We start from the raw sequence: 16,027 nt of genomic DNA, 5'->3' as shown, positions 1-16,027 counted from the left end.
AGACTACCAAGTCCCATATGCCGCCCTGCCGCTAGCTGATAGGTTCAATAGAGAGACCCCGGTCGATGACGACATCGACGGAGCCCCCCGACACCCTCTTGGAGGCCGGTATGGACTGGATCATCGACAACGCCTGGATCGTCTGGCTGGTGCTCATCCTGGTCTTCGTCATCGTCGAGATGCTGTCGCTCGAGTTCACGTTCCTCATGATCGCCGTTGGTTCCGCCGTCGGACTCGTGAGCGGCCTGCTCGGCGCCCCGTGGTGGTTGCAGATCGTCATCGCCGCCGTCGCATCCGTCGTTCTGCTCGCCTTCGTCAGGCCCTCGCTCCTGAGAGCGCTGCACCGGGGCGAAGACAAGACGCCCTCCAACGTCGAGGCGCTGCTCAACATGCCCGGCGAGGTGCTGCGCCCCGTCTCGCCGACCGGTGGCCAGGTGCGTCTCGCCAACGGCGACACGTGGACCGCCATCCTGCTGCCGACCGCCCCTGGTGGAACGCTCGAACCGGGCACGCACGTCTCCGTCCATGCCATCCAGGGAGCGACCGCTGTCGTCGCCCCCGCCGAAAGGAAAGCCCTATGACCGATTCTTCCGCCCTCGTCGGCACGATCGTGGCCTGGGTCGTCGGCATCGTCCTCGTCATCTTCGTGCTGGTGGTGTTGTTCCGGTCCATCCGGATCATCCCGCAGGCCAACGCCGGTGTCGTCGAGCGCCTCGGCCGCTACCACAAGACGCTTTTGCCCGGCCTCAACCTGTTGGTGCCCTTCATCGACCGCGTGCGCCCGCTCATCGATCTGCGCGAGCAGGTCGTCTCGTTCCCGCCGCAGCCCGTCATCACCGAAGACAACCTGGTCGTCTCGATCGATACGGTCGTCTACTTCCAGGTGACGGATGCTCGTGCCGCAACGTATGAGATCGCCAACTACCTCGGCGCCGTCGAGCAGCTGACGACCACGACGCTCCGTAACGTCGTCGGTGGCCTGAACCTCGAAGAGGCGCTCACGAGCCGCGACAACATCAACGGCCAGCTGCGCATCGTGCTCGACGAGGCGACCGGCAAGTGGGGCATCCGCGTGGGCCGCGTCGAGCTCAAGGCCATCGACCCGCCCCTGTCGATCCAGGACTCCATGGAGAAGCAGATGCGTGCCGAGCGTGATCGCCGCGCCGCCATCCTCATCTCCGAGGGTACGAAGCAGTCCGCCATCCTCGAGGCCGAGGGTGCCCGGCAGGCCGAGATCCTGCGAGCCGAGGGTAGCGCCAAGGCCCAGGTGCTCGTCGCGCAGGGTGAGGCCGAAGCCATCACCACCGTGTTCAGCGCCATCCACGCCGGAAACCCCGACAGCACGCTGCTCGCGTACCAGTACCTGCAGACGCTGCCGAAGCTCGCCGAGGGTTCGGCGAACAAGCTGTGGATCATTCCGTCCGAGCTCACCGAAGCCCTCAAGGGCATCGGCTCGGGCTTCCTGCCGAAGAACGGCGAAGACCTGTCGAAGCTCATGGCCTCCGCCGGTCTGGGCGGTCAGAAGCCGTCCGGTTCCCCGTCGAAGCCTGCCGAGTCCGCGGAGTCGCCGGGTGGGCACACGCCGTCGAGCGCACCGGCGCCGTCTGGTGATGTTGCGCCGTCGAGCATCCAGCCGCCCAGCATCCAGCCGCCGACCGAGTTCCCCGACTCGCCGCCAAGCGCCCCGCCGGCCGGGCCCGCCAACTAGCCGGTCATGCAGCGTCCACGCGTGGTCTCACGGTATCTCGATGCCGCGGGGCCACGCGTTTTCGCGCACCGGGGCTTCGCCGACGGTGTGCCCGGCAATACGCTCGCCGCCTTCCGGGCGGCCCTCGACGCCGGCGCGACCCACCTCGAATCGGATGTCCGAGCCACCCGCGACGGCATCCCCATGCTCTTCCATGATGAACACCTCCCGGCCGACGTCCTCCCCGAGGGTGCGCCCGACGACGCTGCAAGCTTTTCGCCCCTCGGCGGCGTCGCTCTCCGCACGCTCACGCTCGCCGAGGTGCGCCGCGTCGATCTGGGCGGTGGTCACCGCATCCCGACCGTCGCCGAAGCCCTGGATGCCTTCCCCGATGCGCTCTGGAACCTCGACCTCAAGGCGCCCGACGCCGTCGTCGCCACGGCCAAACAGGTCTGGCGCGCGGGGGTGGCAGATCGCGTCCTCCTCACCTCCTTCTCAGAGGCATCCCGGGTCCGTGCCGTGCGTCTCCTCCCCGGCATCGCGACGTCCGCGTCCTCCGTCGGCACGGCGGCCATCCTGCTCGCCGCCCTGACGCGGCGGCCGACCCTCGTGCGGGCGATCAGGCGACTCCTGCCCGGCACGGTTCTCGCTCTGCAGATCCCCGAACGGGCCGGCCCACTCCCCCTCGTCACGACGCCCCTGTTGGCCACGCTGCACGATGCGGGTCTCGAGGTGCACGTGTGGACCATCAACGAACGCTCCGACATCCGCCGCCTGCTCGAGCTGGGCGTGGATGGCATCGTCACCGACCGGCCGGATGTCGCGCGCGCCGTCGTCGACGTGCTCGATGTCTTCGAGGCTTTGGGGCCCTCTCACGCTGGCAGTTGACTGGGAGAAAGCGGCCCCCGGGAAGCTCCCGCACAGCTTGGGGGTTTATAACTGAGCATGCATCGCGAGAGGAGACCACACAATGGCAGATCGCAGTTTGCGCGGAATGCGCCTGGGCGCCCAGAGCCTACAGAGCGAAGAGGGCGTCATTTTTTCGGAACGAACCCACCACAGCTATCTGTGCCCGGTTTGTAACAAAGAGACGTCGCTGTACTTCGCGGCCGACGCCGAGGCGCCGGAAACGTGGGAGTGCCGTCACTGCAGCAGCGAGGCCGTGTTGATGATCGGTTCGGAGCCGATTCAGCTCACGCGGGCCGACCCGAAGCAGGCACGCACCCACTGGGACATGCTGCTCGAACGCCGGACCGAAGCGGAGCTCGAAGAGCTTCTGCAGGAGCGTCTGAACTTCTTGCGGGCCCGCCGCGGTCAGAAGATCGCTTAGCCGGCAGGTTCCCTACTCATCGACCGCGGTCGTCGCCTCTCGGCGGGACCGCGGTTTTTGTGTGCCCAAAAGCTGCCGCTCAGCCGCGACGGCGACTCGGGCGCTGCGAGATGCCGGCGACGATGAGCCCGAGCAACCCGCCGAGCGACACGAACCACGCGAGTTGGGCGCCGAACGCCATCGCGGGCGTGATCGTCGACACGAGCGGCAGAGTCGCAACCATCGAACCGGGTTCGTAGGCGGGGATCTCGCTGAGCGTCTCGCCTCGCGGCCCGATCATCTGGCTGGTGCCCACGGTCGAAATATTGACGAGGCTCCGCGCCGTCTCGATGCTGCGCAGTCGCGCGATCGCCAGTTGCTGCTGGTTCTCGTCGGTGCGGCCGAAGTCGGCGTTGTTGGTCTGGGCCAGGATGACCTCGGCGCCGTCGCGCACGGCATCCCGGGTGAGCGCGTCATCCGCGATATCGAAGCAGATCGACAGGCCCGCCATGACGCCGCCGATGTCGAAGACGTTGTCGCGCGTGCCCGGCGTGTACTCGCGCTGGATGAGGCCGATCAGATCGGGCGCGAAGGGTTCCCAGAACGCGCGGTCGGGCACGTACTCGCCGAAGGGCACGGGATGCTTCTTGTCGTACTGGTCGGTCGAGCCGTAGCCCGGCTCCCAGAGCAGTGACGAGTTGTAGTACTTGCCCTCGTTTTCGGTGATCGTCCCGACCACCAGGGGGGCCCGCAGGGCGTTGCCGAGATAGTCGAGCACATCGGCCGCCTGCTTGTTTTCGAGCGGGTTCAGGTCGCTGCCGTTCTCGGGCCACACGACCATATCGGGCTGCACGTTCTTGTCGATGAGCGCCAGGGTCGCGGATGCCTGAGCCGCCAGCACATCGCCCGGTGCCGCTCCGTCGAAGTACCCCGCCTTGCCGTTGCCCTGAACCGCGGCGACCGTCGTCGTCCCCGTCTGCTCTACGGGCCACAACGGAATGGCGAAGAGCACCGTGATCGCGGCGACCGCGGCCGTGATGCGCGGCACATAACCGACGCGCGCGGAAACCCCTGCCGTGGCCGATCCGGTGAACGCGGGACGTCGGCCCCGGGCATCCCACCCGATCGTGTTCTCGCGCGGAGTGCGGACGATCTCGACGATGACGGCGACGAGCAGCACCATGAGGAAGCTGAGACCCGAGACGCCCGTCCAGGCGACGACACCGGCGAGCGGGCTCTCCGACTGGCTGAGGGCGACGCGGCCCCACGCGAAGCCGCCGTAGGGCCACGTGCTGACGATTTCTTCGCGCAGCGTCCAGAGGCCCGCCACGACGAGGGGCAGGAGGAGGTAGCGACCGAGGCGGCGGGGCCAGACGCGCGGAATCCAGCGGTAGGCGAGCGTGAGCAGCATGGCGCCGGCCGCGAAGAAGAGCGACTCGAGCGTGGAGAGCGCGACCCAGGGCACAGGGCCGAGGTAGAGCGCCGTCCACGAGACGTGCACGAGGTAGAACGCGAGGCTGGCGACGAATCCGACGAGGAACGCCGTGCCGAGCCGGCGGCCGACGAGAGTCACGAGGATGAGCGCGATGCCCACGAACGTGAGCGGCCAGATGCCGAGGTCGGGAAAACCGCCGTCGAGCACGATGCCCGCGCCGGCCGCGACGATGAGGGCGGCCCAGAGGGGAAGGATGGGCCGGGGAGAGCGGGAGTTCACCTGATCAGCCTACGGTGCGAAACCGGACGGTTTCTGACGCTCGACCGCGCCGGCATCACACCGTGCTGTAGGCGACGATTCCTCGGCGAATTGCTTCGAGGGCGGCGCGGGCGTTGCGCCCCACTCCCCCGTCGGCGACGATCGACAACTGGTCGAGCAGGTCGATGGTCTGCTTCGTCCAGCGCACGAAATCGCCCGCCGCGAGGTCGGCCTCGGTCAACACCGAGTCGAGGGTGTGCCCGCGCGCCCAGTGATACATGGCCGTGCTCAACCCCGTTGCGAGCGGCTCGCTGCCCGGCAGCTTGTGCTCGCGTTCGTAGTCGTCGAGGCGCGACCAGATGTCCTCGGTGCGTGCCAGGGCCTCGCGGAACGCGCCGCGCGGCAGGAAGCGCTCGGGCAGGTTGCCGGTGTCGCGCCGCGGTTCGAACACGATGCACGTGGCCATGGCGGCGAGGCTGGCCGGGTCGAGGTCGTTCCACAGGTTGCGGCGCAGGGCCTCGGCCACGAGCAGGTCGCGTTCGCCGTAGATGCGCTTGAGGGTGCGGCCGGCCGCGCTCAACACGACGGCGCCGTCGGGGTCGCGCACGAGGTATTCGTAGTTGAGCAGCACGTCGGTGACGCGGTCGAAGATCTTCGCCACGGCTCCCGTGCGTGTCGAGATCTGGCGCCCCAGCTGGTCGGTCTGCTTCTTGAGCTTGAACCAGCGTTCGGCCCAGCGCGCGTGCTTCTCGCGGTCGGAGCATCCGTGACAGGGATGGCTTTTCAACCGCTGGCGCAGATCGGCGAGGGCGGTCTGCCGCCGCTGCTGCGCGGCCTTCGAGTAGTTCGAGGTGCGCTCACCGCTGCGTTCGAGGTCGCTCAGCTCGCGCCGGATCGCCGCGTACTCGGAGAAGTCGCCCAGGTGGCACTCCATGGCCTTCTGATAGCCCTCGAGCGTCTTCTGCTGCTCCCGCACCTTCTGCGCGATCGACACGACGGCGCGGTCGGCCTGGAACTGCGCGAACGACGATTCGAGGATGTCTCGGGTGCGAGACCGGCCGAACTGATCGATCAGGTTCACGGCCATGTTGTAGGTCGGCTTGAAACTGGAGTTCAGCGGGTAGGTGCGGCGAGACGCGAGCGACGCCACAGACTGCGGATGCAGCCCCTCCTGCCACTGGATGACGGCGTGCCCCTCGACATCGATGCCGCGACGCCCGGCGCGCCCCGTGAGCTGCGTGTACTCCCCCGGCGTGATGGGCACGCGTGCCTCGCCGTTGAACTTCTCGAGCTTCTCGAGCACGACCGTGCGGGCGGGCATGTTGATGCCGAGCGCCAGGGTTTCGGTGGCGAAAACTACCTTGACCAATTTGCGGCGGAAGAGCTCTTCGACGACCTCTTTGAACGCGGGCAGCATGCCGGCGTGGTGCGCCGCGACGCCGCGCTCGAGGCCGTCCAGCCACTCGAAATAGCCGAGCACGGCCAGGTCTTCGTCGAGCAGGGTGCGGCAGCGCTCTTCGACGATCTCACGGATCTCGGCGCGCTCATGCGTCTCGGTGAGGCGCACCCCCGAGCGCAGAACCTGTTTGACGGCTTGATCGCAGCCCACGCGGCTGAAGACGAAGAAGATGGCGGGCAGCAGGTTGTGGTCGTCGAGCATGCGGGCGATCTCACCGCGGTCCATGCGCTCGGGACGGTGATACTGCGAGCGGCGCTGGTTGTAGCGCGAGACATCCTTGTGTTGGCGGTTCGAGACCGTGCGGCCTCCGAACTGGGCCATGCGCACGAGCTCGGGGTTGACCTGGTGGGTGTCGGCGAGGGACGGGGCCGCGAACAGGTCGATCAGCTTGGTGCCCATGAGCACGTGCTGGTCGAGCGGCACGGGGCGCTCCTCTGAAACGATGACGTCGGTCTCGCCGCGCACGGCCTGCAGCCAGTCGCCGAACTCCTCGGCATTCGAGACCGTCGCGCTCAACGACACGAGCCGCACCTGCTGCGGCAGGTGGATGATGACTTCTTCCCAGACCGCGCCGCGGAACCGGTCGGCCAGGTAGTGCACCTCGTCCATGACGACGAAGCTCAGGTCGGTGAGCAGGTCGCTGTCGGCGTAGAGCATGTTGCGCAGCACCTCGGTAGTCATGACCACGATGCGCGCGTTTGAGTTGATGTTGGTATCGCCCGTGAGCAGGCCCACGTTCTCGGGGCCGTATTCGGCGACGAATTCCTGGAACTTTTGGTTGCTGAGCGCCTTCATGGGCGCCGTGTAGAAGACCTTGTCGGAGCGGCGTTCCATGGCCATGTAGACGGCGAACTCGGCCACGATGGTCTTGCCGGCACCCGTGGGAGCGGCCACGAGCACGCTGCGCCCCTTCTCGAGGCTCGCGCAGGCCTCGAGTTGGAAAGCATCCAGGTCGAATTCGAGGCGGTCTCGGAACCCGCGCACAAGCGATGTGTTCTTCTTGGCGCGCGCATAGCGTTCCGAGGGCGACAACGTGGTGTCACTCATCCGACCAACTCCGCTTCCCGGACCTTCTGCCGTTTGGCGGCCCGTCGATCGTGCAGGTAGGCCACTCCGTAAGCCACGAAGTAGAGGAACACCATGGGGATGGCGAGCAGGAACATCGACACCAGGTCAGCAGCCGGCGTTGCGACGGCGCAGAAGAGGGCGATGACGAGCACGGCCACGCGCCAGCCCTTGATGATGGCGGCGGCACTCAGCACTCCGACGAAGTTGAGCAGCACGAGGAACACGGGCAACACGAAGGCGATGCCGACCGCGATGATGAGCTTCAACACGAAGTCGTAGTATGTGGCCGCGTTGAAGAAGTTCGACGCGTCGGCTGGCGTGAAACCCACCATGAGTTCGACGATGTGCGGCATGACGTAATACCCGGCAGCACAGCCGGCCAGGAAGAGCGGGATGGCCGAGAGGAAGAAGCCCAGCACGTAGGCGATCTCTTTGCGGGTGAGGCCGGGCACGAAGAACGCCCACACCTGGTACAGCCATACCGGGCTCGAGATGACGAGACCGGCCGTGAAAGCGACCTTCATGCGCAGGTCGAAGGCACCGGTGATGGCGTCGAAGTTGAGGACGGCTCGACCACGCTCTTCGGCGATCTCGGTGATCGGAATGGCGATCTGGTCGATCAGCCACTCCGAGATGATGAAGCCGACGACCATCGCGAGCAGGATCGCGATGGCGCTGATGAAGAGGCGCTTGCGCAGTTCGGCGAGGTGCTCGCCGAACGACATGCGCCCTTCGGAGTTTTTCGACGGCTTGGCCGTTGCCACGCTAGTTCTTCTGGTGCGATTCGGCGTTCTGCGCGCCCGCCGAAGTCGCCTCACCGTGAGGAGCCGGCTGAACCGGCGGTGCGCTCAGAACGGGCGCGGGCTCGGCCTGCGGTGCCTGCGGAGCCTGCTGTGCCTGCGGAACGACGTAGGGCTGAGCAACCGGCTGCTGTGCCGGTGCCTGCTGAACGGGGGCCTGCTGAACAGGGGCCTGCTGCGCGCTCGTGTGCTGCGTGGGCACCTGCGCGTCGGCGGCAGCGGCGTGGTCACCATCGACCTTGTCGCTCTTCACCTCGTTCTTGAAGATCTTGAGGGACTGCCCGACGCTCTTGGCGAGGCCCGGAAGCTTCGGAGCACCGAACAAAAGCAATACGAGGAAGACGATGGCGAGAAGGTGCCATCCGGTCAGGTTGCCGAAAATACCCATGATTCGTTCCTTGACTGTCGAAGTTCGTTCCAGTCTAACCCGCGGTGCCCGAGACCGCCCGATTCTGCGCAGTCTCTCGGTGACGGGCCCGGCCTCGTCACACGACCGAGGATGCCTCGCCATAGCGTTCGAGCGCCTGCCTCGACCATTCGGCCACCGCATCCCGTGCCTCGTCGGGCTCGAGCACCTGCACGACCCCCGGCAGGCTCGCCACCAGGCGCTTGAGGCCGTGGTAATGCGCCAACCGCAGCTCGACGCGCACACGGGAGCCGTGCGGCACCGGCTGCGTGTCCGGCGCGACGTACTCCGCGATGAGGGGAACCGAGTCGGCCTCGACCTCGATCAACACTGCGAGGTCCTCGTCCGACCCTTCGAAGAGCGTTTCGGGCAGCGCGACGTCCGCGGGCGTCTTCGTGATCGGGATGTCGGTCGTGCGCAGTTCGGACAACCGGTCGAGTCGGAACGTGCGCACGCCGCGGCGCGCATGATCCCAACCCCGCACGTACCAGTCCTCGTCGACCGATTCGATGCGCAGCGGGTCGACCGAGCGCACCTCGCGTTCGCCGCGCGAGTTCAGGTAGACGAACTCGATGCGTCGTCCGTCGGTGAGCGCGGCTCGGATTTCATCCAGGGATGAGTCGACGACGGCTCGCCCGACGAGCACCTCGCTCGGCACTCCGGAAGCGCCCCGCGACAGCTTGAGCAGAAGCGAGTCGAGCACGGCGCGATCGTTCTGACCGGGCAGGGCCGACAGGTATTGCAGGCCGGCGATCAGCGCGGCGGCCTCGCGAGCCGAGAACCGGGGCGAGTCGTCGATGGCGACCTGGTGCGTGAGGGCGATCTCGTCGTGCTCTTCGAAAGCCGTCCAGTCGATGTCGAAGAGGTCTTCGTGCTGGTAGGACGTGGTCTCGCCGGGCACACCCGATACCGCGATGAGCCGCACCGATTGCCGGATCTGCTCGGCGGGCACGCCGAAGTGGGCCGCGGCATCGGCCACGCTCACACGCTCGATGTCCATCAGGTAAGGCACGAACGACAGCAGAAAGGCGAGTTTGTCTCGGGCCTGCGGGGCCGGGGTCCTACTGGCCATGACTGCCTCCGTCGGTGGGTGCGTGTGCCTCGAGCGTGCGCCGGTGCCGCGCGATGACGCCCGCGCGCAGCCGCTCGGGAGACACGGCTTCAGCCTCGGGCCCGTAGCCCGCAAGCTCGTCGGCGAGGAGGTCGACATCCGTGTAGTGCAGCTCGATCGTGGGCTCACCCACATCCGCATCGACGCGGGTGCCGCGTTTGCCGAGACGGGCTTCGGCGTCGCTGCCCGGGGTCACGCGCACGCGGGCCACGTTCGCCTGCCAGAGTGCGTCGAGTTCGTCGAGCGCGCGTTCGGCCAAACCGGTCTCGGAGGGCACCTCGAACGTGCGGTTCTTCACCTTCACCACGCCGACGATGCGCGAGAGAAGGAACGTGCGGCGGTCTTTCACGCCCTCGTCGTAGGCCGACAGATGCCAGCGGCCGCGATATTGCACGAGCGCGAGCGGATGCACGGTGCGCAGCCGCGGCGCGCTCCCCCCGGGTTTGACGTAGACGAACGTCACCACCTGGTGCCGGTCGAGCGCCGTGCGCAGGGGGTCGAAGGCGTTCTCGCGTGTGCGGACGCGCGGCGCATAGCCGATGACGGGTTCGGTCGACTCGATACCGAGCGATCGCAGTTTGAGGATGGCGCGCTGCGACTCCCCCGACAGCGAACCCTGTCGCCACACGGTCGCCGCGAGAGACAGCATCGCGATCTCGGCCGACGAGAACGTGATGTCGGCCGGCAGATCGTAGGCGCCCTTGGGAATCAGGTAGCGCAGCAACTGGTTGTTGCCCGAACTCTCGGGCGCCTCGATCGTCTCGAGCGGGATGCCGAGCTCGCGGATGTCGTCCTTATCGCGCTCGAATTGGCGCTCGAGGCTCGTGTTATCGCCTCCGACCACGAACTTCTGCCGGTACCCCTGCACGGTCGACAGGACCTCGGTCTTCGTGAGGCCCTGCTCGGTGGCGAGCAGCGCGAGCACGAGCGAGAACAGGCGCTCCTCGACCGCGATGCGCGGTGAGGCGGAACGTTCTGCCACGGACGGCTCCCCGCTGATTGCTCTCGGTGTTACTGGATGCCCAGGATGTCGATGACCCAGACGGTGGTCGAGTCGCTCTGAGCGCCCTCGGCCGGCGGCAGGATGAGGAGCACCTGCGAACCGACGGTCTGACCGACGAGAGCGTCCTGGATTCCGGCCTGCAGCTGTGCGACGGGCAGCGGCTGGGCGCCACCCTCGGACGTCCACGTCGACTGCGTGACCTCGCGGGTCTTCCAGTCGGCGATGAGCGCCTGCACGTAGATCGTCGAATCCTTCGTGACCTTGGCGCCGTCACCCTTCTTCAGGGCGACGTACTTCAGATCCTTGGGCGGGTCGGACTTCGGGATGGTGAGGCCGGGGACGCCATTCTCGTCGGTGACGACGGTGGGGAATCCGGACTCCCAGACGTACTGGTCGGCACCATCGGCCTTCGAGAGGTACACGTCTTGCACATCCATGACGGCGATGACGGAGTCGCCCGCGTTGACGCCGGCGGCCGGGTTGCCGGCCTCACCGAACGCCTCGGCACCGGGGATCACGGCGACGACGCGCGAACCGGCGACGGCGCAGTGCAGGGCATCGCGCATGCCGGGCAGCAGGTCGGACTGCGGGATGGAGGCGGCTTCGCCCGTGAAACCGGTCGACGTGACGGATGCGCCCGTCGTGCCGTTGTAGAGCGCGATGTCGAGCGTGATGAGCTGGTCGTTCGAGATGATGCGCTCACCGTCGCCCGCGATCGCCGTCGAGGCCTCGGTCTTCTGGGCGTCGAGCGGCGTCGGGAAGTCGACCTTCGGGGTCTTGCCGAAGTCGCCCGAGGCCTGCACGAGACGAGAAGCGTCACCCGCGGGCGCGGCGGGCGTGCAGGACGACCCTCCGGCCGGCGCGCAGCCTGTCAGCGCCACAGCGGCGAGTCCGGCGGTCGCGATCAGTGCGGGGACTTTGCGCACAATGCCTCGTTTCGGTGCAGAGAGTGTCGGGGGTGGGCGTCACCGCATGCAGCGGGCCGCCTCGCATAGTTTAGTCGCGCGGGTCGTCGGGCGTGACCGCGTCGACGCCGCCCGGGTTCACGTCGAACGGAGCCTCGACCGAACCGGTTTCCGGCGCCGCGTCGATCCCCGTCTCGATCCCCGTCTCGATGTCCGCCTCGGGGTCCACGCCGCGCGAACGCGACAGATCGGCGGATGTCCGGGCCGCACGCACGCGCTTCCGCAGGCTCTTGGCGCTCACGTTGCGTTCGCCGAGCGCGCCCGGCGTCCAGATCTCGACATCTTCATCGCTGAAATCGGTCTTCGAGGGGCGGCGCTTGAGCTCGGGCAGCACGGTGCCGTCGGCCAGCTTGCGAGCGGTGATGAGGAAACCGGTGTGCCCGATCATGCGGTGTTCGGGGCGCACAGCGAGACCCTCGACATGCCAACCGCGCACCATGGTCTCGCTCGAGATCGGGTTGGTGAACCGCTCGGTGTCGCGCAGCGCCTCGGCCACGCGGGACAGCTGCGTGACGGTGGCGACGTAGCAGAGGATGACTCCACCGGGCTTCATGGCGTCGGCCGCCTCGCCGATGCATTCCCAGGGTGCCAGCATGTCGAGCACGACGCGGTCGACCGAGCCGGGCTTCTGCGTGAGCGGCAGCTGCTCCTGCAGGTCGCCGACCGTGATGGTCCAGTTGGTGGGGTCGTCGCCGAAGAACGTGGCCACGTTGTCGCGGGCCACGTCGGCGAATTCGTCGCGGCGCTCATAGGAGGAGAGCGTGCCGGTGGGCCCGATGGCGCGCAGCAGCCAGAGCGAGAGCGCGCCCGATCCGACGCCGGCCTCGACGACCGACGCCCCGGGGAAGATGTCGGCCTGCGCGATAATCTGCGCGGCATCCTTCGGATAGATGATGGCGGCGCCGCGCGGCATCGACATGACGAAGTCGACGAGCAGCGGCCGCAGGGCGAGATATTCGACGCCGACGGTGTTGGTGATGACGCTGCCGTCGGGCAGGCCGATGATGTCGTCGTGCTTCACAGCCCCGCGGTGCGTGTGGAACTCCTTGCCCGGCTCGAGCGTGATGGTGTTCATCTTGCCCTTGGGGCCCGTGAGCTGCACGCGGTCGCCGGGAACGAACGGGCCGCTCGGCTGGGGGCTGTAGCGCGGGGCCTCGGCCGCAGGGTCGGTGTGGGTCATCGGTGGTCCTATCGGCTGGTGGTCGTGGTGCGGGCGGCGCGGTGCGCCTCGAGGATGCCTGTCAGCTCGGCGAGCGTGGCACCCGCGAGCGTGTCGCGCGACGTGAAGTCGGGGCGCGGGGCGACGGGCACGGCGTGCGGCACGCCGATGGTCGCGGCGCCGGAGGCGACGGCAGAGGCGATGCCGGGCTCGGAGTCCTCGATGGCGACGCAGTCGAGGATGTCGACGCCCAACAGGCGCGCGGCCTTCAAATAGGGCTCGGGGTGCGGCTTCGCGTTGTCTACCTCTTCGCCCGAGACCACGAGGTCGAAAGCGTCGAACGGGATGAGCGACGCGACCTTTTCGGCCATGGGCCGGATCGACATGGTGACGAGGGCCGTCGGAACCCCCGCCTCCTTCAGCTCGGCCAGCAGCTCGCGGGCCCCCGGCTGGAACGGCACGCCGTCGCTCTCGAGCTGCTCGATGACCTTCGACGTGAGCGTGGAGACGATCTCGTCGGCCGACAGGTCGACGCCGCGGTCTTGCAAGATCTGCGCGCTGTCCCACAGGCCCTTGCCGACGAGTGTCAGGCCGTCGGCGTCGGTCCACGTTCCACCGTAGGAGGACACGAGAACCTTCTCGGCCGACATCCAATAGGGCTCGGTGTCGACGAGGGTTCCATCCATGTCCCAGAGAACGGCGGCAGGCAGAGAAGTAGTCACGGGGTTCAATGCTACTGGGTTCTGCGAACGGCCTATTGTGGAGGGAGCGTCGGGGCGACCCGCGCGGGATTGCTGGAGGAGACAAACGCCTATGGGGATGCTGAACGGCCGACTGCTCGTGGTCGCTTTCGAGGGCTGGAACGACGCCGGAGAGGCGGCGACCGGTGCCGTGAAGACACTCAAGGAGCAGCTCGAGCTCTCCCCCATCACCGAGGTCGATCCCGAGCTCTACTACGACTACCAGTTCAACCGCCCCGTCATCACCTCGAACGACGACGGGTCGCGCAGCCTCGAATGGCCGGGTGCCGTGCTCTACGGCCCCGAGAACCCCGCGCTCTCCGACAGCGAGCTGCTGGCCGACGACGCCGAGATGCAGATCTCGGGCGACAACGGCAACAACGTCTACCTGCTCATCGGCACCGAGCCGTCGCGCAGCTGGAAAGCCTTCGCGGCCGAGATCATCGACGCGGCACTGGCGGCGGATGTCTCGGCAATCGTGTTCCTCGGATCGATGCTCGCCGATGTGCCGCACACCCGCCCGATCTCGGTGTTCCTGTCGAGCGAGAACGCCGACATCCGCCGCGAGCTCGACATCGAGCGCAGCACCTACGAGGGCCCCGTCGGCATCCTCAGTGTGCTCGGCGAGGCAGCCGAATCCACGGGCATCGCCACGGTGTCTCTGTGGGCATCGGTCCCCCACTACGTGCAGAACGCGCCGTCGCCCAAGGCCATGCTCGCGCTCATCGACAAACTCGAAGAGATCGTGGATGTCGTGATCCCCCGGGGTTCACTCATGGACGACGCGCGCGACTGGGAGACCGGCATCGACGTGTTGGCCGGCGAAGACGAAGATATGGCCGCCTACATCCGCGGGCTCGAGCAGGCGCGCGACACGGTCGAGTCGCCCGAGGCATCCGGTGAGGCGATCGCACGCGAGTTCGAGCAATACTTGCGCAAGTCGGATGATCGCGCCGACGTGCGTGACAACAAGGCCGGGCAGCGTTCCGAAGGCCCCGCGCGCGACCGGCCCGCGGGTGGCGCCGCACCCCAGGCAAATGGCGACGCCGAGACCGGCGACGCATCAGACCCTCAGCATGGTGCTCCCACGGAGGACGCGGATGCGGAGCCGGACGGAACCACGAACGCTCCCGGCGAAGGCGACGAAGAAACCCCGTAACCCTCCGCTTTTACCCTTCGAGCCTCGGGGCCGCCTGTTTCGCTTAGGCGGTGAGGCCAGCGGTGAGGCCAGCGGTGAGGCCGGCGGTGAGGACGGCGATGGCCGCGGTTTTGCTTAGGCGGTGAGACCGGCGGTGGCCGCGGCGGGCACGGTCGCGTGCTCGAGCGATACGCCCAGAAGGGCGTCCGACGCGCGGGCAGCGAGCGAGACGACGGCATCCTCGCCGCTGTCGAAGAGTTCGTCCAGAATCGTGAGCGCCGACGGTGTGTCGAGGTCGCCCGCGAGGGCGTGTCGCAGCGGAGCCAGCAGCTCGACCGCGCGGGATTCGTCGAGCGAATCGGCCGAGGTGGCCCGCGAGCGTCGGGCCGCCGACATCCAGGACAGCAGGCGCTGCGTGGCCGTGGTGAGGGCCTCGTCGGTCCACTCCCAGTCGCTGCGGTAGTGGTGCGCGAGGATCGTCAGGCGGATGGCGCGGGGGTCGACGCCGGCGGCGCGCACTTTCGAGACGAGCACGAGGTTGCCGAGCGATTTCGACATCTTCTCGCCCTCGTAGGCGACCATGCCCGCGTGGGCGAAGACGCGCGCGAGCGGGTGCCCCGAGAGCACGGCCGCGTGGCCGGCGCTCAGGTCGTGGTGCGGGAACACCAGGTCGCTGCCGCCGCCCTGCACCGTGAAATCGGCGCCCAGCGCATCGAGCGCGATGACCGAACACTCGATGTGCCAGCCGGGGCGCCCCTCGCCGACGGCTGTCGACCAGGAGGGCTCACCCTCGCGGTGGGCACGCCAGAGCAGCGGGTCGAGCGTGTGGCGTTTGCCGGCGCGGTCGGGGTCGCCGCCGCGCTCGGCGAAGAAACGCTCCATCGTGGCGAGGTCGAGGTTCGTCTCCTGGCCGAGGTGCCACGGCGACAGCTCGGCGGCTTTCTGCGTGTCGAAGTAGATGTCGTCGCCCGTCGAGCTGTCGGGCGTGTCGACGCGGTAGGCCGCACCCTTTTCGAGCAGGGTGTTCACGGCATCCGCGATGGGCTCGATGACCTCGGTGACGGCCACGTAGTCGTCGGGCGGCAGGATGCTGAGGCTCGCCATATCGGTGCGGAACAGGTCGACCTGCTCGGCCGCCAGGTCGCGCCAGTCGACGTTGGTGGCCGCGGCACGCTCGAGCAGCGGGTCGTCGACATCGGTCACGTTCTGCGCGTAGTGGACCTCGAGGCCGGCGTCGAGCCATACGCGCTGCAGCGTGTCGAAGGCCAGATAGGTGGACGCGTGGCCCATGTGGGTGGCGTCGTAGGGCGTGATGCCGCACACGTAGAGCCGCGCGACGTCACCCGTGTGCGCCCAGACGAGTTCGCCTGTGGCCGTGTCGAAGAGACACGGGGCTTCGGAGGTGCCGGGCAGGACGGGAACGGTGGGACGCGGCCAAGATTTCACTGCTCAAGCCTAAGCCCGCGGCATCCGCCCCGCCGACGTGCAG

15 protein-coding genes are annotated in these 16,027 nt (G+C 67.8%); 5 read left to right on the top strand and 10 right to left on the bottom strand.

The genetic code is table 11. From position 1 onward, the window contains the following. Positions 1-65: 65 nt before the first annotated feature. The 4 genes from ACZ6IE_RS07890 to ACZ6IE_RS07875 all read left to right on the top strand — a co-directional run bounded on the left by ACZ6IE_RS07890 (position 66) and on the right by ACZ6IE_RS07875 (position 3,017). The gene (locus ACZ6IE_RS07890) at positions 66-581 is read left to right on the top strand and encodes an NfeD family protein (RefSeq protein WP_464607471.1); all 516 of its coding nucleotides are present in this window, start codon (positions 66-68) and stop codon (positions 579-581) included. Further along, the gene (locus ACZ6IE_RS07885) at positions 578-1,708 is read left to right on the top strand and encodes an SPFH domain-containing protein (protein WP_464607470.1); all 1,131 of its coding nucleotides are present in this window, start codon (positions 578-580) and stop codon (positions 1,706-1,708) included. The genes ACZ6IE_RS07890 and ACZ6IE_RS07885 overlap by 4 nt, the downstream gene beginning before the upstream one ends. Positions 1,709-1,729: 21 nt before the next feature. Beyond that, positions 1,730-2,575, top strand: coding sequence for a glycerophosphodiester phosphodiesterase family protein (locus ACZ6IE_RS07880; protein WP_464607469.1), 846 nt, complete (start codon positions 1,730-1,732; stop codon positions 2,573-2,575). A gap of 82 nt (positions 2,576-2,657) precedes the next feature. Then, the gene (locus ACZ6IE_RS07875) at positions 2,658-3,017 is read left to right on the top strand and encodes an RNA polymerase-binding protein RbpA (protein ID WP_077053150.1); all 360 of its coding nucleotides are present in this window, start codon (positions 2,658-2,660) and stop codon (positions 3,015-3,017) included. Positions 3,018-3,096: 79 nt separating this feature from the next. On the opposite strand, the gene lnt is transcribed toward ACZ6IE_RS07875, so the two are convergent. The 9 genes from lnt to ACZ6IE_RS07830 all read right to left on the bottom strand — a co-directional run bounded on the left by lnt (position 3,097) and on the right by ACZ6IE_RS07830 (position 13,382). Further along, entirely contained in the window at positions 3,097-4,710 is a 1,614-nt protein-coding gene (gene lnt / locus ACZ6IE_RS07870) for an apolipoprotein N-acyltransferase (RefSeq protein ID WP_464607468.1), read from the bottom strand. 55 nt (positions 4,711-4,765) lie between these two features. After that, positions 4,766-7,195: a DEAD/DEAH box helicase gene (locus ACZ6IE_RS07865; protein ID WP_464607467.1), complete on the bottom strand. Its 2,430-nt coding sequence runs from the start codon at positions 7,193-7,195 to the stop codon at positions 4,766-4,768. Continuing rightward, entirely contained in the window at positions 7,192-7,941 is a 750-nt protein-coding gene (gene tatC, locus ACZ6IE_RS07860) for a twin-arginine translocase subunit TatC (protein WP_464608610.1), read from the bottom strand. The genes ACZ6IE_RS07865 and tatC overlap by 4 nt, the downstream gene beginning before the upstream one ends. A 40-nt stretch (positions 7,942-7,981) precedes the next feature. Then, positions 7,982-8,404, bottom strand: a complete 423-nt coding sequence (locus ACZ6IE_RS07855) for a twin-arginine translocase TatA/TatE family subunit (protein ID WP_464607466.1) — start codon at positions 8,402-8,404, stop codon at positions 7,982-7,984. Between the two features lie 97 nt (positions 8,405-8,501). Next, the gene (locus ACZ6IE_RS07850; protein WP_464607465.1) at positions 8,502-9,494 is read right to left on the bottom strand and encodes a helix-turn-helix transcriptional regulator; all 993 of its coding nucleotides are present in this window, start codon (positions 9,492-9,494) and stop codon (positions 8,502-8,504) included. Beyond that, positions 9,484-10,515: a helix-turn-helix transcriptional regulator gene (locus ACZ6IE_RS07845; protein ID WP_464607464.1), complete on the bottom strand. Its 1,032-nt coding sequence runs from the start codon at positions 10,513-10,515 to the stop codon at positions 9,484-9,486. Before ACZ6IE_RS07845 ends, ACZ6IE_RS07850 begins: the two co-directional genes overlap by 11 nt. Positions 10,516-10,544: 29 nt before the next feature. Beyond that, on the bottom strand, positions 10,545-11,462 hold the full coding sequence (locus ACZ6IE_RS07840) for an FKBP-type peptidyl-prolyl cis-trans isomerase (protein ID WP_464607463.1): 918 nt from the start codon (positions 11,460-11,462) through the stop codon (positions 10,545-10,547). Between the two features lie 70 nt (positions 11,463-11,532). After that, positions 11,533-12,681 carry a tRNA (adenine-N1)-methyltransferase gene (locus tag ACZ6IE_RS07835; protein WP_464607462.1) on the bottom strand — a complete coding sequence of 383 codons (1,149 nt, stop codon included), beginning with the start codon at positions 12,679-12,681 and terminating at the stop codon, positions 11,533-11,535. Between the two features lie 8 nt (positions 12,682-12,689). Beyond that, complete coding sequence (locus ACZ6IE_RS07830) at positions 12,690-13,382, bottom strand: HAD family hydrolase (protein ID WP_464607461.1); 693 nt, start codon at positions 13,380-13,382, stop codon at positions 12,690-12,692. A 91-nt stretch (positions 13,383-13,473) separates the two neighbouring features. On the opposite strand from ACZ6IE_RS07830, the gene ACZ6IE_RS07825 reads away from it, so the two are divergent. Further along, entirely contained in the window at positions 13,474-14,559 is a 1,086-nt protein-coding gene (locus ACZ6IE_RS07825; RefSeq protein WP_464607460.1) for a proteasome assembly chaperone family protein, read from the top strand. 114 nt (positions 14,560-14,673) lie between these two features. Here ACZ6IE_RS07825 and mshC read toward each other — a convergent pair whose 3' ends face one another. Next, entirely contained in the window at positions 14,674-15,984 is a 1,311-nt protein-coding gene (mshC, locus tag ACZ6IE_RS07820) for a cysteine--1-D-myo-inosityl 2-amino-2-deoxy-alpha-D-glucopyranoside ligase (protein WP_464607459.1), read from the bottom strand. Positions 15,985-16,027 lie beyond the last annotated feature (43 nt).

The organism is Okibacterium sp. AC114, assembly GCF_979253355.1.
The sequence above is the reverse complement of the archived record's forward strand: the minus strand, read 5'-3'. Positions and strand labels throughout refer to the sequence as shown.